This window comes from Pseudomonas sp. GW456-12-1-14-TSB6 (assembly GCF_059424205.1).
In genome coordinates, this window is the sequence record NZ_JBWKZE010000004.1 from 202,760 (window position 1) to 221,324 (window position 18,565).

Here is an 18,565-nt window from a genome sequence, read left to right on the forward strand (position 1 = left end):
ACGCCGGCAAACGTGGGTTGGGGGCGCTGGTGCGCCTGCATCTTACGCGGGTTCTCAGGCCCGGTCGCTGGATTGGCAGCGACGGGTTTGACGGTAGCGTGGGGGAGGGGAAGAGCGCAATCGTGGCCAGGTGGTGGCGGGGCTGATGTCGTTGGAAGAAACCTATACCCTTTTATCACCCAGCAACTGAAGGAGGAAATCAGCGATGGTCAATGAACTGGAGCAATTCCAGCAGGACTTGCTGGACTCTGTCCGCCAAATGAAGGCGGGAAAACCTGCTCGTGTGACAGAGGTGCCACTTTCGGCGGCTGCTGAAGCGCGAGCCAAGGTGGGTGTTTCGCAGAGTGCGTTCGCCAAGTTGATCGGTGTGAGCCTGCGGACGTTGCAGGATTGGGAGCAGGGTCGCAGGCAGCCGACAGGTGCGGCACAGACATTGTTACGTGTTGCTAGCCAGCATCCGGAAGCATTGCGGGATTTGCAGCCAGCCTGAGGTGAAATCGTCTACGGATTGTTCCGATTAGAACTGGCAACGCGGTTGCCGATGATCGGAGTGTGGACGAAATGTGGACACTCCAGAAACAACAAAGCCCCTGCATTTCTGCAGGGGCTTTGTTTTGTATCGTGCCGGCACTAGGAATTGAAAATAGATCTGTCCCCATTCCCGTCTGTCTGTCCCCATTCCCCGTCCCCATTCCCTCCAAACGCAACCTGCTGCTGCGTGATTTCATCCCGTCTGCCGGATGCAGTGCGCAGACAATGGGGCGAGCTGCGCTGGATTTTATGGTGTTCGGTGAGGGGTACTTTCAGCGAAAGCGCAATGTGATTGGCCAGGTGCTGGAACTGGGGCATCTGCCGGCGTTGAACATGCGGCGCAAGGTTGGCGGCGGGTTCTTGATGTTGCGGCCCAATGGTCAGCATCTGCATTTTGAAGAGGATGACGTTGAACACGTCATGGACTACGACGTGGAACAGAACATCTATGGTGTGCCCGACTATCTGGGCGGGATGCATGCGTTGTTGCTGAACGAGTCGGCGACGTTGTTTCGGCGGCGCTACTTCAATAACGGTGCGCATGCGGGGTTTGTGTTTTACACCAACGACCCGAACCTGTCCGAAGAGGACGAGAAGGCCTTGCAGGCCAAGATCGCCGGCAGCAAGGGGGTGGGAAATTTCCGCTCGCTGTTTGTGAACATACCCGGTGGCAGTGACAAGGCGATTCAGATCATCCCCGTGGGAGACATTGCGACGAAGGACGAATTTGAGCGAATCAAGAACATTACCCGAAATGACGTGATTGCGGCGTGGCGTATGAATCCGGCGCTGGCGGGGGTCATGCCGGAAAATGCGGCAGGCTTTGGAGATATCGAGAAGATAGACCGGGTGTATATGAATAACGAAATTAGGCCAATTATGCAGTTATTTTTGCAGGTGAATTGCCAGCTAAGAACGGATCGTAAGGTGCAATGGAGTACCTAGAAAATGATGTTTTTTGTGAGATGTTACTAGTGTGATTGTTTTAATAGCGAAGCGGTATAAGTGACTGTCATTTCTGACAGGTGCTGAGCCTGAGCGTAAGGTTTAGCATCAAATTGCGCTATATAAAAACTTTCACTCTATTCCGTGGATGAAAGTATTTCACAAAGTAATAATTTAAGGAGAAATGTGATGGCTAGTAGAAGTTCTGGAAAGGTTACATTTGTTCCGAACCTAAGTACAGCCGGTGTCGGCTCGATTAGGCCAAATGAGCCAGGTGCTGATTCATGTAAGTTTACAGATGCGGACGTAGTTTATGGCGGTCCGTTGGTAAACGGGCAAGCTGTTTTTTTTGAAATAGAGGGAACTGCTTACGATAGGAAAGCTAGAAATATTAGAACTGATAGTTAGGCGGTGCGGTATTGGCTGGTTTGCCTGATTTGCACAAGCTAGATCCATTGTCGCCACAAGTAGTGGTACGAGTTTAATTTCTATGTGGGAGTTTTGTTATGTCAAGCACAATAGTGAATGATATTCCTGAAGGCCTTAGTGATGACGAATTCCGCAATATGGTTTCTAAAGAACCCGGAGTGCGTATTATTGGTGTTGCGCGAGGTACTGATAGGTCACAAGCCACTATTACATGGGAATATCAAGAAAGCAGGAAACTGACTCCACAGAATACTCCGCAGGGTATTTTTGTTGGGTCTAAACAGGAGGTTGATTTTCAGTCTCTTAAAGAAGCGCTTCGTTTATTGTCTTAAGTCGGAGGCGGTATATAGACCTTTGGGTCTGCGCGTTAGTTTCTGATGTTTGTCACATATATTGAATGGTGGGTTCTGGTTGAGTTGGGTAAGATAAGCGGTTTTTATCATTCTGAGAACCCGTTATGCGCGTGGTCTGTAAATTTTGTTGTCAGAAGGGTCGCATAGTTTCAAGAGATGAGTTGTCAACAGATTTTGTGCGATTGTACTGTCAGTGTAGTTCTGTGCAATGTGGTCATACTTGGGTGGCTCACCTGACCTTTTCCCACACGCTCAGCCCTTGCGCACAGGCGGTTGATCGATTGTTGTTTGATCGCTTGCGTTCTATGCCTCGTTTTCAACAGCGCGACCTGTTCGATCAATTATGTGCGTTGCAGTAGAGGGCGAGAGTGAACCCTCGCCCTATTGGATTGTTACTCTGTGGGGACTAGTTGATCCAGCACTTGATTCACCGCCAGCTCCGACAGCATCACGATTTGTGCGATGCCTTGGGCGGTTTTGCGGTGGGTGCCTTGGAGGTCGGCGGCGAAGTCGTTGAGCATGACGCTGGCAGACCCTAGGGTTTCACAGGCGTCGACCAGGAGTGTTTCGTTGCTCGACTTGGGATTGGCCATGTAGTTGCGATTGGGGTAGTAGTCCGCGGCCATGATGCGAGCGGTGGGCGGGCCCAGGTAGTAGTCGAGGGCGCGCTCGGCGGCTTCGTTGAATTTTTTAGAACCGGGGCATTCGTAGGGCGATGTCGGATCGGGGATGGACGTCGGTTCGGTGACCGGCGGATTCGGCGTTACCTTGAACATAAGAGCTTTCCTCTGGTGAAGCCGCGTTCCCTTCGCTGCTCTTCGAAAGGGTGGCGGCTGTGCGCAAGTAGCAGACCGGTAAGCTCTCGGAATCCGGCGCACCCGAAGGTGCCATGCACACAGCCACCATTGAGCACAGGCGATTGCCTGACCAGATGATACTTGTGCTTCCGAGGCATACCGGGCTGCTATACCCGGTCACTGGGAGTCAGTGACACAACCAACTTACCAGTTAGCCCGAGGCGCACAAGCCGGCGGATTCTGGCGTAGCCGTAGGCAACGGCGCAAGGACTTGTAGCCCTTGGGAGGTATCACGGCGTGTCTATAAACAGGCTTTTTGAACCTGTTTACCAACAGCGATCCTCTGAGGAAATGTCTGACGCTGCCACTTGGCAGCGTCAGTTCAAGTTTTGCGAGGCGAAATTGCTTTATCGTCGGTCAGCAGTGATGAATGCGTTCAACACTAGTCCCGAGTTTTATCAAATCCGCATTGATGGCCAATTCAACCGGGTTTTCCAAGCGAACGTCACGAAGCTGGGGGTGCTGAGTAAAGACCAAGCGAGGCAAATCGTCCGCTTTCATCAGTTGGCTGATAGCGTCAGGCAGGACGTGATCGAGGGCGGTGTGCTGGCTGGAGGAACTGACAGGCCCGAGATGTTTCGGGAGGCGATCGATTTGCTTGAAGAAGCGATGAGTATCGGCCGGGCAATGATTGCGGCGGATGCGGAGGATGGATGTAGCTGGTTTGGTTCGAGAGAGGCAAAAAAATGAAGTGTGGACACTTTGTGGACACTTTGTGGACACTTTGTGGACACTTTCACGTTTTGACGTGAGGTAAGTCTAAGACCCCAGAAACGACAAAGCCCCGCATTGCGGGGCTTTGAACTTGGTGCCGGCACCAGGAATCGAACCCGGGACCTACTGATTACAAGTCAGTTGCTCTACCATCTGAGCTATACCGGCGTGTGGGCGACGATTATAGCGACTCGGGTGCTTCTGTAAACCCCTGAATTCAGACTATTTTTGCGCCCTCTGCGATTCACGCCCGGCGCAGGACGTTGCGCAGTTTTTGTACAGCGCGCCAGGCGCGGCTGTTTTGCATGGCGCGCAGTTGGGCTTCGGCTTGTTCGGCGCGTTGCAGGGCGGTTTCCAGGGCCGGGTTTACCGGGTGGGCGAGGTTGTGGCCTTTGCACAGCTGGAAGTTGTCGAGGTTGCACGGTGGCAGGTCGAACGCGGGTTTGAGGTTGATGTGTTCGTTGGCGAGGAAGAAGCTGTTGAGGCCGTCGAACAGGACGTTGGTGTAGCCGGCGTCGGTCACCAGGTGTTCCCAGGTGTGGTCGCGCTCCCATGGGGTTTCGATGAGGATGATCCAGGGGCGGACGCGACTGAAGTCCATGCCGCGCAGGACGGTTTCTTCGTGGCCCTCGACGTCGATTTTCAGGAAGTGGATTGGCCGCTCGGCGGCGTGTTCTTCGCAGATCGAGGTCAGTGTGCGTGCGTTGACAGTGAAGCTTTGCACGTCCATGCCGAGGTTTTTGCGTTCTTGCGCAACGACCGGGTCAGCGGTGGACAGGCCGGTGTCGGGAATGCCATAGAAGGTCAGTTCTCCCGGCTGGTCGCTGGCCACGCATTGCAGCGTGGTGTCGCGGGGGCGATGCTGGCGGAGTGCGTCGTAGTAGTTCTGCATCGGTTCGACGTTGATGCCTTGCCAGCCGCGATCATAAAAGGCCTTGGTGACCGAGTCGTGGACCGGGTCATTGGCGCCGACGTCGATATAAAAACCGTTTTCAAAATACTGCAGGGCGCGCCAGAGGCGTACGTCCTCGAAATTCTGTGCGTAAGAAATGAACGTCACGGTCGCTTCCTGTCGGTCGGATTTTTCTTGTTCGGGCGTGCGCTACCTGCACGGCACAGGTTTGTATAGCAAGGGCAGATGGCCGGTGCAATTGTCCATTGCCGGCGTCCGCGATTCGGCGGTTATGTCCTTTTGGTCGAGGGCTTATGCACAACAGGCTTTGAAGAGGACGGGCTTAGAGGGGATTTTGTGGACGGGTTCTCATTTGAGTCGCAAATCCCTGTTTTGCCGGTTTTTTATTTATGTGAACAAAAAATGACCAGTGCTGTTAATGGTCTGAAACAGCCGTGGATATTGGATCCACGATAAATCCATCAACAGAGTTATCCACAGGCTGTGAAAGATTAAACGCGTTCGGCAAGCAACAGGAAATTGCGCGGTGTGAGCGGCGCCTCGCAGAACGTGCCGAGGCGTACGATGTATCCCTGCTCGGTGAGGAAAAATGCACGATCCAGATTCAGCCAAAGTTCCAGCGGTCGTCGGAACAGTCCGCGGAGCAGTTCCAGGTTGCGAACTTCGGCCAATCGCTGCCAACCGGCGGCTTCCAGTGCTACCCAATCTGGCGAGCCGATTGTGGATAACTCTTTCAGCGCTGCCAGATCGCGGCAGTAATCAGCAAACGGTTTGTCCAGCCAGGCACTCGGCAGGGACGGTGTCGGCAAGTATTCGTCGACGCCACGCACTTGCCGTTGCAACAGATCGAAAGCCAGTCGGCGGGCCATGGAGGTGTCACGCTGACGTCGGACGCGGGCACCGGCGGTGACGGTCTCGCTCATCGGCAGGGACAGATCTTCCAGCGAGAGCTGTAGGACGGAACTCGAACCTGCGGAGGACAATGTCTGATACTCAGTGCGACTGATCCGGTTGTAGCAGCACGGTGCGATCGCCAATTGCCGACAGCCAGCGGCGCTGGCCAGTTGCATCAGCCGCACATGCAAGTCACCGCAAGCGTGCAGGGCGACGGGCGTGTGTTCGGCGTTCAGCAACAAAGCCGTGTTCGTCGCGAGCACATCCTGCTCGACGTGCAGCGCATGCAAATGATGACGCTGACTCAGCACCTGACCGCTGGCAACTAGCGCCGGGTCATATTCCAGGCAGGTGAGTTGCTGATCAGCACCGAGCAGACGCCGACCCAAATGCCCTTTGCCCGAACACCAATCCAGCCAGTGCTTCGGTTGCGCGGCAAACGACAAGCGGCTGGCGAAGGCTTCGATCTGCTGCCATTTGCGCCCCGGCACATCGACATTCAGACGATGCCCGGCGGCTTCCAGCGAATGCGCAGGCAATTCACCGACCGAACTCAACTCAAGCGACAGCGCCGCCAATGAAGCAAACGGCTCCGGCGCATTCAGGAGTTCGGCAGGTTGGTTGTGGGCGTTTTCCGCATCTTCCAGCGACCGCCCGCGTAGCCACGAGGCTAGTTCCGGGTAGGACGCTTCCCATGGCAGTTGCAGATGAGTGAACGGGCGGGGCTTCCACAGCGCCTGATGCGCTGTGAGAAATGTATCCAGTGCCGTGAAACGGGCGAGCAGGGCCTCGCCCGTCAGCACGTCGGAAGAATCAGCGCCCCTGGCACGCATCGACGCGCAGCCAGCGTTCCAGCAGTTTGAAACCGCGAACCAGCACGTAGGCCATCACCAGATAGAACACGCCAGCGGCGAAGAAAATCTCCACCGGCAGGTAAGTGCGGGCAATGATCGTGCGCGCCATGCCGGTCAGTTCCAGCAGGGTCACGGTGCTGGCCAGGGCACTGGCCTTGAGCATCAGGATCACTTCGTTGCTGTAGGCTGGCAGGCCGATACGCGCGGCACGCGGCAGGATGATGTAGAACAGCGCTTTCGGCCGGGACATGCCCAGCGCCCGCGCCGCTTCGATCTCGCCCGGCGGAATCGCCTGGATCGCCCCGCGCAGGATCTCGGCGATGTACGCGGCCGTGTGCAGGGTCATGGTCGCGGTAGCGCACCAGAACGGATCGCGCAGGTACGGCCACATCGAGCTGTTACGCACCGCGTCGAACTGCGCCAGGCCGTAGTAGACCAGGAACAGTTGAACCAGCAACGGCGTGCCACGGAAAAAGAAGATGTAGGCGTAGGGCACAGCGCGCACGTACCACAGCTTCGAAGAACGGGCGATGCCCAGCGGAATTGCCAGCAGCAAACCGGCGATCACAGCGATGGCCACCAGCTCCAGGGTCAGCGTCGCGCCCTGGGCCAGCTTCGGCAGCCACTTGATGATGACTTCCCAATTCATTGAGCGCTCCTCGCGAAGCCGCGTGCGGCGCGTTTTTCCAGCAGGTGCATGCCGATCATCGCCAGCACGGTCAGGCACAGGTACATGAGCGCCGCCACCATATAGAAGGTGAATGGCTGCTTGGACACGGTCACGCCGATCTGCGCGTGGCGCATGATTTCTTCCAGGCCGATGACCGACACCAGCGCGGTGTCTTTCATCAGGATCATGAACAGGTTGCCCAGGCCGGGCAGGGCGATGCGCCACATTTGCGGCATGATCAATTTGGTGAAGATCCGCCATTTCGACAGGCCCAGGGCCACGCCAGCCTCGCGGTGGCCTTTGGGAATGGCGAGGATTGCGCCGCGAAACACTTCCGTGGCGTAGGCGCCGAAGCACAGGCCCAGCGCAATGACGCCGGCGGCGAAGGCGCTGAGTTCCAGTTCGGGATTGCCGAGGAACTCACCGAGCGCGCGCATGGCGTTGACCGTACCGAAGTAGATCAACAGCACCCAGAGCAATTCCGGGACGCCACGCACCAGGGTCGAATAGGTTCCGCCAAGCCATTGCAACGGCTTGTACGGGGAAGTCTTGGCCAAGGCGCCGAGCAGACCGAGCACCAGCCCCAGGCACAGGGCCGAGAGTGCCAGTTTGACGGTCATCAGCGCGCCGGCGAGGAGCGCCGGGCCGAATCCGTAGAGGTCGATAATCATGGATTTCTTTTCAAATCGCGGCAGGCAAGGCCGGGGATCGGCACCGTCATGTAACGGCGCCGATCCGGCAGGTCAGGATCAGTAGATGCTGAACGGGAAGTACTTGTCGTTGATCTTCTTGTAGGTGCCGTCGGCAACGATTTCCTTCAGCGCGGCGTTCAGCTTCTCGCGGATCGGGTCGCCTTTACGTACAGCGATACCGATCTTGTCGCTTTCTTCTACCGGGTCGCCCTTGAATTCATAGGCTTTGCCGGCGTCGCTTTTCAGCCACTCGTAGTTGACGTATTTGTCGGCGAGGATGCCGTCCAGACGACCGGAAGTCAGGTCGAGGTAGGCGTTTTCCTGGGTGTCGTACAGCTTGACGGTGATGTCGTCACCGAAGTTGTCTTCCAGGAAGGTGCCAGCCAGGGTCGCACGCTGGGCGCCGATCACCTTGCCTTTCAGCGCAGCCTTGTCGGTTTTGAAGTCGACGTTTTTCGGCGCGATGAATTGCAGCTTGTTGGAGTAGTACGGGTCGGTGAAGTCCACCGCTTGCTTGCGCTCGTCGGTGATCGACATCGAGGAGATCAGGAAGTCGAACTTCTTGGCGTTCAGGGCCGGGATGATGCCGTCCCAGTCCGAAGTGACGACGGAGCATTCAACTTTCATCTTGGCGCACAGGGCGTCGCCGATGTCTTTGTCGAAGCCGACGACGTTACCGCTGGCGTCTTTGTTGTTGAACGGCGGGTAAGCCGCTTCGATGCCCATCTTCAGGGTCTCGGCCATGGCACCGGCGCTGAACGCGAGGGTGACGGCGGCGGCCAGGAAGACCTTTTTGTAGTTCTGCATGCGGGTAGCTCCGTTAGCGGTTGCTGGACATGAATTGTTTGCAGCGCGCCGAAAGCGGGTTTTCGAACACCTGCTGTGGCGATCCTTGCTCTTCTACCAGGCCCTGGTGGAGGAACACCACTTCGCTGGAGACCTGACGGGCGAAGCCCATTTCATGGGTCACGAGCAGCATGGTGCGGCCTTCTTCGGCCAATGCGCGGATGACATTAAGTACTTCCTGGACCATTTCCGGGTCAAGGGCGGAGGTGGGCTCGTCGAACAGGATCACCTTGGGCTGCATCGCCAGCGTGCGGGCAATCGCCGCGCGCTGTTGCTGGCCGCCGGACAGTTGCGCCGGATAGGCGTGGCGCTTGTCGGCGATGCCGACCTTGGCCAGCAGCGCTTCGGCGACTTCGATGGCTTCGGCCTTGCTCTGGCCGAGCACGCGGCGCGGGGCTTCGATGATGTTGTCGAGCACGCTCATGTGCGGCCACAGATTAAAGTTTTGAAACACAAAACCAATCTCGGAGCGCAGGCGGTTGATCTGCTTGCCGTCGGCGGCAACCAGTTCGCCATTCTTGGCGGCCTTGAGCTTGAGTTCTTCCCCGGCCACCAGGATCTGGCCCTGATGCGGGTTTTCCAACAGGTTGATGCAACGCAGGAACGTGGACTTGCCGGAACCGGAGGAACCCAGGATCGAGATCACATCGCCGTCGCGGGCGGTCAGCGAGATGCCTTTGAGCACCTCAAGCTGTCCGTAGCGTTTGTGCAAGTTGCGGATTTCAAGCGCGGGCGTGGCCTCAGCCATGTGCGTTCCTCATATATGTTGCGCTCCTGCTGTTGGTTGGCCTTCCTGGCGAGGCGGCCAAGCTAGCATAGCGTTTCAATGGCAGCCAACAGCGCTACGAGCGGTAAACGGATGGCGTGTGGCAGGTTGTCGCATCGGCGCAGCAGACTGTCGCCCCATCAACAACCGAACGGGTGTTTGAACGTTGATTCCCGTGGGTGTCGCGTAAAAAAAGGCGCGATGTTGCCACCTTTGGCGGGGTGTTGGAAGCGCTATCCGGCCGATCGTTCCTCATTCGCCCTTTTATTGTGCATCCCGCACTTTTTCAGTGTGTTTCTGGTGCGCTCGTTCGTTTGAAAAGTGAGTCGCAGGGTAACGTTTTGGCGAAAGGCCATTATTCTCAAGGACTTGCGATGACTGTCCGGTCGCGCGGAAAACCGCACGGCAGAAGAGTTTGAAACATTTTGGCGCATTTATTGCGTGCAGAATCCGGAACGCCCCGTTGGATTCTTTTTACGAGAAGGAACGCCAGACGGGCCGGACGCAATCGCTTTCCTCGCAAAGGTAGTTCCAATGAGCAGTACCCAAAGCTCCAATGGCCTCGAACAGGGGCTCAAACCGCGTCATGTGACCATGCTGTCGATCGCCGGGGTGATCGGTGCAGGTCTGTTCGTCGGCTCCGGCCACGCCATCGCCGCTGCCGGTCCAGCCGTTCTGCTGGCTTACGCCGCTGCTGGCGCGCTGGTTGTGCTGGTGATGCGCATGCTCGGCGAAATGGCGGTTGCCTCGCCTGACACCGGCTCGTTCTCGACTTACGCCGACCGCGCCATTGGCCATTGGGCCGGTTTCACCATCGGCTGGCTGTACTGGTGGTTCTGGGTTTTGGTGATTCCGCTGGAAGCCAACGCCGCCGCAACCATCCTGCACGCGTGGTTCCCGGGTGTGGATATCTGGGCGTTCGCGCTGATCATCACCATGCTGCTGACCGTGACCAACCTGTTCAGCGTGAAAAATTACGGTGAGTTCGAATTCTGGTTCGCCCTGCTCAAAGTCGTGGCGATCATCGGTTTCATCATCCTCGGCGTTGCGGCCATTTTCGGCTTCCTGCCGAACAGCCAGGTCAGCGGCGTGTCGCACATCTTCGACACCCAGGGCTTCCTGCCGAACGGCATGGGCGCGGTACTGGGCGCGATCCTGACCACCATGTTCTCCTTCATGGGTACCGAGATCGTGACCATTGCGGCCGCGGAATCGAAGAACCCTGGCAAGCAGATCTCCAAGGCCACCAACTCGGTGATCTGGCGGATCGGCCTGTTCTACCTCGTGTCGATCTTCATCGTTGTGGCCCTGGTGCCATGGAACGACCCGGTTCTGGCCAGCGTCGGTTCCTACCAGACCGTACTTGAGCGCATGGGCATCCCGAACGCCAAGATGATCGTCGACATCGTGGTTCTGGTCGCTGTAACCAGCTGCCTGAACTCGGCGCTGTACACCTCTTCGCGCATGCTGTTCTCCCTCGGCAAGCGCGGCGATGCCCCGGCCATGGCGACCCGCACCAACAAAAGCGGCACCCCTTACTGGGCGGTAATGCTGTCCACTGGCGCGGCGTTCCTGTGCACTTTCGCCAACTACGTGGCCCCGGCGGCGGTGTTCGAGTTTCTGTTGGCCAGCTCCGGCGCGATCGCGCTGCTGGTGTACCTGGTGATCGCGATTTCGCAACTGCGCATGCGTAAACAACGCATGGCTCGCGGCGAAAAAATCGTCTTCAGCATGTGGTTGTTCCCGGGCCTGACCTACGCGGTGATCGTGTTCATCGTGGCAGCCCTGACCATCATGCTGTTCCAGGAGGCCCACCGCGTGGAAATCCTCGCGACCGGCCTGCTGAGTCTGGTCGTCGTAGCTACCGGTCTGTTGGTAGCTCGTCGTCGCAAGGTGGAAAACCGTGGTGCGGCAGTTTTGAACTGATCCGCAACGCGTAACGCAAAACGGCCGCTGTCAGTGATGACAAGCGGCCGTTTTTGTTACTGCGAGCGGTTTATTCGCTCTTCTCTTCCTGCGCTTCCACCGACTGGCCGTAGGTGTCCAGCGCAATCCCGAAATCGCTGATGAACTGCGGTTCGCTCAGCCACGCCTGGGCGGTCTCGCGATCCATGCCATCGGCCCACATGCGGTAGTCGATCAGCATGTCGGCGGCCAGGTGAGTGGCGGCCATGCCTTCGTTCTCGGCGTTTTCCATGTCCAGCAGTTCAGGATGATCGACGATGATGAACGCCAGCTCACGCAGCAGCGTCAGGAGCATTTCATTGCGGCTGACGGCTTCGGCGTCGCGCATCTTGCTGAACATCGCCAAGGTGTATTCCGGGATCGGCTCGGCCAGGTGGCCGAGGTCATCGTCCTGCGCCAGGGGTTTGCGACCGACCATGCGGATCTGCTTGGCTTTGGCCTTGGCTCGTTTGGCGCGTTTTTGCTGTTTGTTCAGGGATGCCATGGGAACTCAGTTTTTCTGTTGGGTTTGTGCGGCGATTGCGTCGGACGCGGCCACATAGTCTTTCTGGAAATCCGACGACTCGATCCACGCGAGGGCGCCTGCCTCGTCGGTCTCGGTGGACCACTGGCGGTACTCGATCAGCGCGGCGAGGATGAAGTCCATCGCGCCTTCTTCGCCTTCCTGCTCGTACACCAGCTCCAGCAGCGGGTCCTCGAGGAACGCGGTGCACAGGGCCTGCTGACTGATCTTCTCGGCGTCGATCATTTTCTTGAACAGTTCGGTCAGGTCCACCGATTCGAAATCGATGCGGTCGTCGTTCGGGTCCAGCTCGACCGGCGCCTCGGCACGTTTAGTGCGGTTCTGCTTGGCCTTGGTCTTGGCCCGGGCGGCGCGTTTTTGCTGTTTGTTGGCGGAAGCCATGGTGTGTGTTCCGTGGTGCGTTAAAGGGCTTGGCTGCGTGGGATTTCGCGCCCCGGTGTGTCGCAGGCCAGTTCGCCGGTCTGCAGCCAGGTCAGAGCGATGGGCCATAGTGTGGCTTGGTATGCGCTGCGAAAAAAGGCGAAATGTCCGACTTGCTGTTCACCGATGTCCTGCGGCTCGATTCGCAGGTGGGTCTTTTGTGCATTGTGGAAGTAAGCCAGCAGGCGTTCGATGGCGGGAATCGTGCCGTAGGGATCGTCGCTGATGCTGATTGCCAGGGCTTTGGCCTGGACGTTGGCGAAGGGCAGGTTGCGGATCGTTCTACCGCTCGGACGCCGCTCATAACGTGCGGCAGGTGTGCTCCAGTCGCGCACCACGCCGGCGGGCGTGTCTTCCAGCCAGCCAAGTCGCTTGCCCGGAAAATATCCACAGAACAGCGTGACCAGCGGCATCAGCAGATGCCATTTGCCGAACATCCGCCAGCGATGCTCGGGCGCGTAATCGCGCCAGTAAGCGAACTGCGCGCCGACGGTCACCAGTCGTCGGATTATCTTCCCGGACGCCCCCAGGCCTGCTGCGCAGCCGCCGAAGCTGTGCCCGACCACATCGATCGGCTGACCGGGAAACTCCCTCTGTGCGCGTGTGAGCATCGCTTCGAAATCCAGCGCGCCCCAATCCGTCCACGAAGCCTGCAAATGCCTCATCGACTTTGGCCGCGATTCACCAATGCCGCGGTAGTCGTAAATGATCACGTCGAACCCATTGGCGAACAGATACGCCGCGAAGCGCGAGTAGTGGCGGCAACGCACGGATGTGGCGGCGTTGATGATCACAACCGGGCGTTGTGGATCCGGTGAGACGTGACGCCAGGTGAAACCGCCGAGCAGATAGCCGTCGGCGGCGGGCTCTTGGAAGGGCTCGCTTTCTGCTGACAGCTGACCGAGTGGCAGCGTCGCGCTTTGTAGGTTCATGGCGATCCAGACTTTCGGGGACGGGTCGAGGATGAACTTCAAGCGGGTGGGTATGCAACGAATTGGAACGCAGTGAGTACCCAATTCGCAGGCTGATCAGGCAATCGCTGATTCGAGACGCAATGCGGCGCGAATCGTCGGTGGAGTTTCTGTAGTCCTTTTCGTATCAACCGCAACTCCCAATCGTTCTAAAACCCACTCCGCAAGACAAAATCTAAAAAGAGGTAACGATTGGGTTCCGCGAGAACCCGGGAGTCGTCCTCATGAAACGCGTTCTTTCATTCGTGCTGCCCGTCGCCGCTGCGGCGATATTACTGTTTCCGCTCATGGCGCAGGCTGAAAGTCTGGAGCCGATCAACAATTCCGCTGTGCAGGTTCAGCAGCAAGAGCAAAACGGTGTTCGTTATCTGGCCGGCGGGATTGGTGAAGATGAGTCGAAAGCCATTCAGCAATCCGCGGGCTACAACCTGCACATGACGTTCGCTGTCGGTACGCAAAACGAATACACCGCCGATGTCGACGTGGCGATCCAGAAAGCCCCCGGTCAAACCGTGCTGACGCTCAATCAAACCGGGCCATTGGTGTACGTTCAGTTACCGCCAGGCAAGTACACGGTCGTCGCCACCCGCAAGGGTGAAACGCGTCGGGATGTGGCACAAGTAGGCGGCGGTGCTGCGCGCAATCTGGTGTTCCACTGGAACGACAACAGCTAACGTCGCCGACGGTCACGCCCGGGTGGCGTGACCGTCGCGGTGCGTCCCATCCAGATCAGAAGCCAGGCAGCGCCCGACAGGAAGAGTGCGAAGAGGCAGTGCGTGGCAACAGTGAACCAGAAGTCGAGGGACTGTTCGGCCTGTGAATACACGGCGAAGTGTTTCCCCCGCGCCATGTTGCTGATGCGTCCCTGAATCAGGCCGTTCACCGTTTCATAAGTGATCAGGCCTACGCAGAGGGTCAGTACGATGCCGAGAGCGATCATCAGCCAGTCGGTGCGTTTTACGGGTGGCGCAGGATGGGGCAGGGGGACGCGGGTTCTTTTCTGGTTCATCGCGGGGATGACCCTCTTCCGTAAGGGTTGTGCAACGTATCGCCAATTCCGGCCTGCGAGAAGGGCGGAATCGGGCCGTGATCAAATCGCAGGCATAAAAAAACCCTGAATCTTGCGATTCAGGGTTTTCGGTATTTGGTGCCCAGAGACGGAATCGAACCGCCGACACGGGGATTTTCAATCCCCTGCTCTACCGACTGAGCTATCTGGGCAACGGGGCGCATTAAAAGGGTTTTTCGGATTTACGTCAAACACTTTTTTAAAATTTCTTAAATTAATTCCGTCGCTTACGATCCGACCCCCGATTTCGCGGGGTTTACTCTGCGGGCGGAACGTAGCCTTCGGCCTGAGCGTATTCCTCGCCGGAGAAGTACTTGTCCATTTCGCCCTGAAGAAATTTGCGGTCTTCGGCGTTCATCATGTTCAGGCGTTTTTCGTTGATCAGCAGGGTCTGGTGTTTCTGCCAGTCAGCCCAGGCCTTGGCCGAGACGTGTTCGAAAATGTCCTGGCCCTTGGCGCCCGGGTACGGTGGGCGCTCCAGACCTTCGAGTTGTTCTTTATACTTGCGGCACATTACGGTGCGGGTCATGTCGACTCTCCTGCATTCAAGACGGTGGCCGCGCGTTCGAGCAAGGTCTTGACCGGGGCGGCGAGGCCCAGGCGCGGCGGGGTGGCGAGGTTATACCAGAGCCAGTCGGCCTCGGCCACGTGACCGCCGGCCTCCTGCACCTGAACCAGCCAGGGTTCGATGGATAGCTGAAAGTGGCTGAAGGTGTGGACAAGGCTCGGCAGCGCCTGCTGCTCGCCCAGTTCCAGCGAGTGCTGCGCGGCGAGGTGTTGCAGATCGTCGAGGTCGTCGAGTTCCGGCAGACTCCACAAACCACCCCACAATCCGCTGGACGGGCGCCGATAAAGCAGAATCGCGCCGTCCTCGTTGGCCAACAGCGGCATCAGCGTGCGTTTCTGCGGGATGGCCTTGCGCGGCTTGGGGATCGGGTAGCGCGTTTCCAGCCCCAGCATGTGTGCTTCGCAGCCGTTTTTCAGCGGACACAGCAGGCAGCTCGGTTTGCTGCGGGTGCAGAGCGTGGCGCCCAGGTCCATCATCGCCTGGGTGTAGGCGTTGACCCGATCCTGCGGCGTGAAGCGCTCGGCGTTGGCCCACAGTTGCTTGGCGACCTTCGGCTCGCCGGGGTAACCCTCCTGCGCGGTAAAACGCGCCAGCACCCGTTTGACGTTACCGTCGAGGATCGGCGCGCGCAGGCCCATGCTGATGCTGGCGATCGCGCCAGCAGTGGACAGGCCGATGCCCGGCAGCTCGGTGAGCTTCTCGACATCCCGGGGAAACTCGCCGCCGTAATGGCTGACGACGATCTTCGCGGTCTTCTGCAGATTGCGCGCGCGGGTGTAGTAACCCAGCCCGGTCCACAGGTGCAGCACTTCGTCTTCCGGCGCCTCGGCGAGGGCTTCGACCGTCGGCAGGGCGGCCATGAAGCGGTCGAAGTAATTGAGCACGGTGCTGACCTGGGTCTGCTGCAACATGATCTCGGACACCCACACCCGGTACGGGTTGATGTTCTGTTGCCAGGGCAAATCATGGCGGCCGTGGCGGTCGAACCATTCCAGCACCGCCGTGGAAAACTGCTCCGCTCTCATCGCTTGAACAGCCCCTTCAATGCGTTTTTCAGTTCCGGGCTGACTTTGTCACCCAGTTTTTCGTCGATTTTTTCGCTGATCTTGTCGCCGGCCAGTTTGGTCGCGACCTGGCCCATGCGTTCGTTGTCCACGCGGCAGGCTTTGGCGCCCAGTTCCAGCGGGCCACGGCAACGCAGCGGCCATTCGATGCCGACGAATTTGTCGCCGACCTGACAGGCCGGGTCCGGCATGGCACTGGTGTCGCCTTCGACGATGATGCCGACGCGATAGTCCATGCCCAGCACCTTGAGGTCGATATCGCCGTCACCGTTGACGCTCATGCCGGGGATGCGCACTTTCAGGTCCGGGTTGCTGGCCACCCCGTTGCGGAAGGTCAGGTTGCCCTTGAGTTCCTGGAACGGCGTGTCCTTGCCGCGCGGCTCACCGCTCAGGGATTTACGGTTGAGGGTGGCGATGCCCTTGCACAGTTGCTGCTCAAGGTTGGCGTTGAGCAGCACGCCGTTGTTGATCACGAAACTGGCGTTACCGTTGAGGGTTTCGATCAGCGCCTGTTGGCTATTGCCGCTGCCGGTAACGGTGCTGGTGAGATTGACCAGCCCCTTGACCGGCGGATTCTTGCCCTGGCTTTCGAGGATCTTCTCCACCGGCACGCGGTTGATCCGGGTTTGCAGGTTCAGCACCGGTGCTGTCTGGCGCACATCCAGCGTGCCCTTGGCTTCGAAGTCGCCGTTGTACAGCTCGCCGCGCAGGTTCTCCAGGGTCAGCAGGCCGCCCTGGCCGGTGGCTTTCAGTGCGGCGTTCTGGATCGGCAATTTGTCGAGGGTCAACTGGCCGAAGGTCAGGTCAGCGTTGACGTCGAGCTTGCTCAGGCGCTCGACAGGGAACAGGCGCTCGGTGCTCCAGGCGCTTTTGCTCGGTTTTTCCGGCAGCGGGGTGCTGCCGGCCCCGGCCATGGCATCGGCCTCGGTGCTGGCGACTTCGGCCTGACGGACCTGGGTAGCGGTGTTGGCTTTTTCCGATTTCGGCGGCAGATAACGGTCAACGTTGAAGGTGTCGGCCTTGAGGACCGCCCGCAGCGATTGCTTGGCGAAATCCTCGACGGCGATGCGGCCGCTGAAGCTGCTGTCGTCAAGTTTCAGGTTGATGTTGTCCAGCGCCAGGCTGGTCGGCGTCGCGGCGACACGGCTGACCAGTTCAACCTTGCTCAGGCTGCCTTCGGCCATGGCTGGCAGGGTCTGGCCGATGCTGTCGACGAATTTCGCCAGATCGAACTGGGCAATGGAAATCCCGCCGGTGATCTGTGGCGTCTTGTCCAGGTCATTGGCCTTCAGCTCGCCGAGGGCACGCAGCTGATTGACCGAAAGCTTGATGCCGGTCCATTCGGCGACGTTGGCGGCTTTGTCCAGCAACAATTGCCCTTGGGCGGCGAAGGTCACGGTCTTGCCTTGCAGCGGATCGCCGGCGACTTCGCCGGACAGCTTCAGGTCTTCGAACTTGTAGCGTTGCAGGGCGCGCTCGAAACGCAGCTCGCCGTTGAGCTCGGTGCGCACCCGCAGCACCGGCTGGTTGGTGCCGAGAAACGCGGTGGCCTTGACCGGGATGTTGGTCGAATCGTGAACCGCGCCGGTGCTCAGCTGGATGCTTTCAGCGCTGAATTGCTTGCCGGTCAGCTCGTCGTTGTACTCCACGCGGGCGTTGTTGACGGTCAGGCTGTCGATGTCGAGGCGGATCGGCTGGGCCGGTTTTTCCGGTTGCGCAGGGGCCTCGGGTGCGGTTTCGGCTGTGGTGGTCGGCGCTGGTGTGCTGCCAGCCTTGGGCGGCACCTTGCCGATGTCTTCCCAGTTGCCATGGCCATTCTTGTCACGGCTCAGACGCAGGTTCAGGCCTTCGACGCGCACGTCGCTCATTTGCACCTCACGGCGCAGCAGCGGCAGCACGCGCACGGACAGGCCGAGCATCTGCAGGTCGGCGAACGGTTCTGCAGGCTTGGCCAGGGTCGCGACGCTGGCCTCGTGCAGTTCCAGGCCGAGCCACGGGAACAGGCTCCAGCCGATATCGCCATTGAGCGTCAGCTCGATGTGGGCCTTGTCGCGGGCAATCTGGCGGATCTCGTCCTTGTAGTCGTTGGGATCAAACAGGTGGGTCAGGGCGAAGCCCGCCGCCACAATGATCAGCAACAGCCCGAGAAGTACCAGACCCAGGATTTTGCCGAACGCTTTCATGGGCGAGTCCTTGTAAGTAGTCGAATTCGTAATTTAGCCGGGGAGTATAGCGCTGCATCAACCCGCGCTGTTGCGGTGCCACGTCAAGGCTGCAGAACCGCGATATACAGCGCTTCGACAACGATCGGCATCGGGGTTCCCGGGCGTCCTGAGATCAGATGACATGAAAAAGGTGATATCAGTTTGGTTTTTCTGTCACGTGCAAATGGTAACCTTCGCCCGTTCGTCCGCCCATCTGCGACTTAACGTCGCGCTTTCAAGGAGCTTCACCCGCAAAAAACGGTCATGCCTGCGTGCATAAAGGCCGGGGTGGGCAGTGGCTGGCGAACCATACTAAT

At 58.6% G+C, this 18,565-nt stretch carries 21 protein-coding genes and 2 tRNA genes; 7 read left to right on the forward strand and 16 right to left on the reverse strand.

Annotated elements, in window-relative coordinates:
- Positions 1–205: 205 nt before the first annotated feature.
- From AC07Y2_RS05510 to AC07Y2_RS05525, 4 genes are all read left to right on the forward strand, one after another.
- Positions 206–490 (forward strand): helix-turn-helix domain-containing protein, encoded by a 285-nt coding sequence (locus AC07Y2_RS05510; RefSeq protein ID WP_039764645.1) that lies wholly within the window; start codon positions 206–208, stop codon positions 488–490.
- Positions 491–552: 62 nt separating this feature from the next.
- The gene (locus AC07Y2_RS05515; protein WP_309475022.1) at positions 553–1,476 is read left to right on the forward strand and encodes a phage portal protein; all 924 of its coding nucleotides are present in this window, start codon (positions 553–555) and stop codon (positions 1,474–1,476) included.
- Between the two features lie 506 nt (positions 1,477–1,982).
- Positions 1,983–2,237, forward strand: coding sequence for a hypothetical protein (locus tag AC07Y2_RS05520; protein ID WP_146040474.1), 255 nt, complete (start codon positions 1,983–1,985; stop codon positions 2,235–2,237).
- 125 nt (positions 2,238–2,362) lie between these two features.
- Positions 2,363–2,617, forward strand: a complete 255-nt coding sequence (locus tag AC07Y2_RS05525) for an ogr/Delta-like zinc finger family protein (RefSeq protein WP_103385586.1) — start codon at positions 2,363–2,365, stop codon at positions 2,615–2,617.
- A 33-nt stretch (positions 2,618–2,650) separates the two neighbouring features.
- Here AC07Y2_RS05525 and AC07Y2_RS05530 read toward each other — a convergent pair whose 3' ends face one another.
- Positions 2,651–3,034: a DUF6124 family protein gene (locus AC07Y2_RS05530; protein WP_039764649.1), complete on the reverse strand. Its 384-nt coding sequence runs from the start codon at positions 3,032–3,034 to the stop codon at positions 2,651–2,653.
- A 372-nt stretch (positions 3,035–3,406) separates the two neighbouring features.
- Between AC07Y2_RS05530 and AC07Y2_RS05535 the strand changes: the two genes are divergently transcribed.
- A complete protein-coding gene (locus AC07Y2_RS05535; protein WP_103385587.1) occupies positions 3,407–3,805 on the forward strand; it encodes a hypothetical protein in 399 nt (132 codons plus the stop codon).
- A 116-nt stretch (positions 3,806–3,921) separates the two neighbouring features.
- Here the strand turns inward: AC07Y2_RS05535 and AC07Y2_RS05540 are convergent.
- From AC07Y2_RS05540 to AC07Y2_RS05570, 7 genes are all read right to left on the reverse strand, one after another.
- Positions 3,922–3,997 (reverse strand) — tRNA-Thr (locus AC07Y2_RS05540).
- Between the two features lie 76 nt (positions 3,998–4,073).
- Complete coding sequence (locus AC07Y2_RS05545; RefSeq protein ID WP_103385588.1) at positions 4,074–4,889, reverse strand: FkbM family methyltransferase; 816 nt, start codon at positions 4,887–4,889, stop codon at positions 4,074–4,076.
- A gap of 344 nt (positions 4,890–5,233) precedes the next feature.
- A complete protein-coding gene (locus tag AC07Y2_RS05550; RefSeq protein WP_103385589.1) occupies positions 5,234–6,469 on the reverse strand; it encodes a methyltransferase in 1,236 nt (411 codons plus the stop codon).
- The gene (locus tag AC07Y2_RS05555; protein WP_039764656.1) at positions 6,450–7,139 is read right to left on the reverse strand and encodes an ABC transporter permease; all 690 of its coding nucleotides are present in this window, start codon (positions 7,137–7,139) and stop codon (positions 6,450–6,452) included. Before AC07Y2_RS05555 ends, AC07Y2_RS05550 begins: the two co-directional genes overlap by 20 nt.
- Positions 7,136–7,831, reverse strand: a complete 696-nt coding sequence (locus tag AC07Y2_RS05560) for an ABC transporter permease (RefSeq protein WP_103385590.1) — start codon at positions 7,829–7,831, stop codon at positions 7,136–7,138. The genes AC07Y2_RS05555 and AC07Y2_RS05560 overlap by 4 nt, the downstream gene beginning before the upstream one ends.
- Positions 7,832–7,909: 78 nt before the next feature.
- The gene (locus AC07Y2_RS05565; protein WP_039764659.1) at positions 7,910–8,659 is read right to left on the reverse strand and encodes an ABC transporter substrate-binding protein; all 750 of its coding nucleotides are present in this window, start codon (positions 8,657–8,659) and stop codon (positions 7,910–7,912) included.
- A gap of 13 nt (positions 8,660–8,672) precedes the next feature.
- Entirely contained in the window at positions 8,673–9,446 is a 774-nt protein-coding gene (locus AC07Y2_RS05570; protein ID WP_007897462.1) for an ABC transporter ATP-binding protein, read from the reverse strand.
- Between the two features lie 552 nt (positions 9,447–9,998).
- Between AC07Y2_RS05570 and gabP the strand changes: the two genes are divergently transcribed.
- Positions 9,999–11,390, forward strand: a complete 1,392-nt coding sequence (gene gabP / locus AC07Y2_RS05575) for a GABA permease (RefSeq protein WP_039764660.1) — start codon at positions 9,999–10,001, stop codon at positions 11,388–11,390.
- Between the two features lie 70 nt (positions 11,391–11,460).
- On the opposite strand, the gene AC07Y2_RS05580 is transcribed toward gabP, so the two are convergent.
- From AC07Y2_RS05580 to AC07Y2_RS05590, 3 genes are read right to left on the reverse strand one after another with little or no spacing between them, the layout of a single operon-like run.
- Positions 11,461–11,913 carry a hypothetical protein gene (locus AC07Y2_RS05580; protein ID WP_039764661.1) on the reverse strand — a complete coding sequence of 151 codons (453 nt, stop codon included), beginning with the start codon at positions 11,911–11,913 and terminating at the stop codon, positions 11,461–11,463.
- Between the two features lie 6 nt (positions 11,914–11,919).
- Positions 11,920–12,333: a hypothetical protein gene (locus AC07Y2_RS05585; RefSeq protein ID WP_103385591.1), complete on the reverse strand. Its 414-nt coding sequence runs from the start codon at positions 12,331–12,333 to the stop codon at positions 11,920–11,922.
- Positions 12,334–12,353: 20 nt separating this feature from the next.
- Positions 12,354–13,304, reverse strand: coding sequence for an alpha/beta hydrolase family protein (locus AC07Y2_RS05590; RefSeq protein WP_103385592.1), 951 nt, complete (start codon positions 13,302–13,304; stop codon positions 12,354–12,356).
- 263 nt (positions 13,305–13,567) lie between these two features.
- Between AC07Y2_RS05590 and AC07Y2_RS05595 the strand changes: the two genes are divergently transcribed.
- On the forward strand, positions 13,568–14,017 hold the full coding sequence (locus AC07Y2_RS05595; protein WP_039764662.1) for a hypothetical protein: 450 nt from the start codon (positions 13,568–13,570) through the stop codon (positions 14,015–14,017).
- Here the strand turns inward: AC07Y2_RS05595 and AC07Y2_RS05600 are convergent.
- From AC07Y2_RS05600 to AC07Y2_RS05620, 5 genes are all read right to left on the reverse strand, one after another.
- Entirely contained in the window at positions 14,014–14,352 is a 339-nt protein-coding gene (locus AC07Y2_RS05600) for a hypothetical protein (RefSeq protein WP_039764663.1), read from the reverse strand. The two genes, AC07Y2_RS05595 and AC07Y2_RS05600, sit on opposite strands and share 4 nt — an antisense overlap.
- A 136-nt stretch (positions 14,353–14,488) precedes the next feature.
- Positions 14,489–14,564 (reverse strand) — tRNA-Phe (locus AC07Y2_RS05605).
- A gap of 104 nt (positions 14,565–14,668) precedes the next feature.
- On the reverse strand, positions 14,669–14,941 hold the full coding sequence (locus AC07Y2_RS05610; protein ID WP_007952551.1) for an oxidative damage protection protein: 273 nt from the start codon (positions 14,939–14,941) through the stop codon (positions 14,669–14,671).
- A complete protein-coding gene (gene mutY / locus AC07Y2_RS05615; RefSeq protein WP_039764665.1) occupies positions 14,938–16,005 on the reverse strand; it encodes an A/G-specific adenine glycosylase in 1,068 nt (355 codons plus the stop codon). The genes AC07Y2_RS05610 and mutY overlap by 4 nt, the downstream gene beginning before the upstream one ends.
- On the reverse strand, positions 16,002–18,227 hold the full coding sequence (locus AC07Y2_RS05620; protein ID WP_039764667.1) for an AsmA family protein: 2,226 nt from the start codon (positions 18,225–18,227) through the stop codon (positions 16,002–16,004). Before AC07Y2_RS05620 ends, mutY begins: the two co-directional genes overlap by 4 nt.
- Positions 18,228–18,565: the final 338 nt, after the last annotated feature.

Excerpts from the sequence above, each read along its gene's own strand:
- AC07Y2_RS05560 (WP_103385590.1), bottom strand. The coding sequence starts at position 7,831 with ATGATTATCGACCTCTACGGATTCGGCCCGGCGCTCCTCGCCGGCGCG.
- AC07Y2_RS05555 (WP_039764656.1), bottom strand. The coding sequence starts at position 7,139 with ATGAATTGGGAAGTCATCATCAAGTGGCTGCCGAAGCTGGCCCAGGGC.
- AC07Y2_RS05620 (WP_039764667.1), bottom strand. The coding sequence starts at position 18,227 with ATGAAAGCGTTCGGCAAAATCCTGGGTCTGGTACTTCTCGGGCTGTTG.
- AC07Y2_RS05550 (WP_103385589.1), bottom strand. The coding sequence starts at position 6,469 with ATGCGTGCCAGGGGCGCTGATTCTTCCGACGTGCTGACGGGCGAGGCC.
- mutY (WP_039764665.1), bottom strand. The coding sequence starts at position 16,005 with ATGAGAGCGGAGCAGTTTTCCACGGCGGTGCTGGAATGGTTCGACCGC.
- AC07Y2_RS05595 (WP_039764662.1), top strand. The coding sequence starts at position 13,568 with ATGAAACGCGTTCTTTCATTCGTGCTGCCCGTCGCCGCTGCGGCGATA.
- AC07Y2_RS05590 (WP_103385592.1), bottom strand. The coding sequence starts at position 13,304 with ATGAACCTACAAAGCGCGACGCTGCCACTCGGTCAGCTGTCAGCAGAA.
- AC07Y2_RS05565 (WP_039764659.1), bottom strand. The coding sequence starts at position 8,659 with ATGCAGAACTACAAAAAGGTCTTCCTGGCCGCCGCCGTCACCCTCGCG.
- AC07Y2_RS05585 (WP_103385591.1), bottom strand. The coding sequence starts at position 12,333 with ATGGCTTCCGCCAACAAACAGCAAAAACGCGCCGCCCGGGCCAAGACC.
- AC07Y2_RS05600 (WP_039764663.1), bottom strand. The coding sequence starts at position 14,352 with ATGAACCAGAAAAGAACCCGCGTCCCCCTGCCCCATCCTGCGCCACCC.
- AC07Y2_RS05535 (WP_103385587.1), top strand. The coding sequence starts at position 3,407 with ATGTCTGACGCTGCCACTTGGCAGCGTCAGTTCAAGTTTTGCGAGGCG.
- gabP (WP_039764660.1), top strand. The coding sequence starts at position 9,999 with ATGAGCAGTACCCAAAGCTCCAATGGCCTCGAACAGGGGCTCAAACCG.
- AC07Y2_RS05570 (WP_007897462.1), bottom strand. The coding sequence starts at position 9,446 with ATGGCTGAGGCCACGCCCGCGCTTGAAATCCGCAACTTGCACAAACGC.
- AC07Y2_RS05510 (WP_039764645.1), top strand. The coding sequence starts at position 206 with ATGGTCAATGAACTGGAGCAATTCCAGCAGGACTTGCTGGACTCTGTC.
- AC07Y2_RS05525 (WP_103385586.1), top strand. The coding sequence starts at position 2,363 with ATGCGCGTGGTCTGTAAATTTTGTTGTCAGAAGGGTCGCATAGTTTCA.
- AC07Y2_RS05610 (WP_007952551.1), bottom strand. The coding sequence starts at position 14,941 with ATGACCCGCACCGTAATGTGCCGCAAGTATAAAGAACAACTCGAAGGT.
- AC07Y2_RS05580 (WP_039764661.1), bottom strand. The coding sequence starts at position 11,913 with ATGGCATCCCTGAACAAACAGCAAAAACGCGCCAAACGAGCCAAGGCC.
- AC07Y2_RS05520 (WP_146040474.1), top strand. The coding sequence starts at position 1,983 with ATGTCAAGCACAATAGTGAATGATATTCCTGAAGGCCTTAGTGATGAC.
- AC07Y2_RS05530 (WP_039764649.1), bottom strand. The coding sequence starts at position 3,034 with ATGTTCAAGGTAACGCCGAATCCGCCGGTCACCGAACCGACGTCCATC.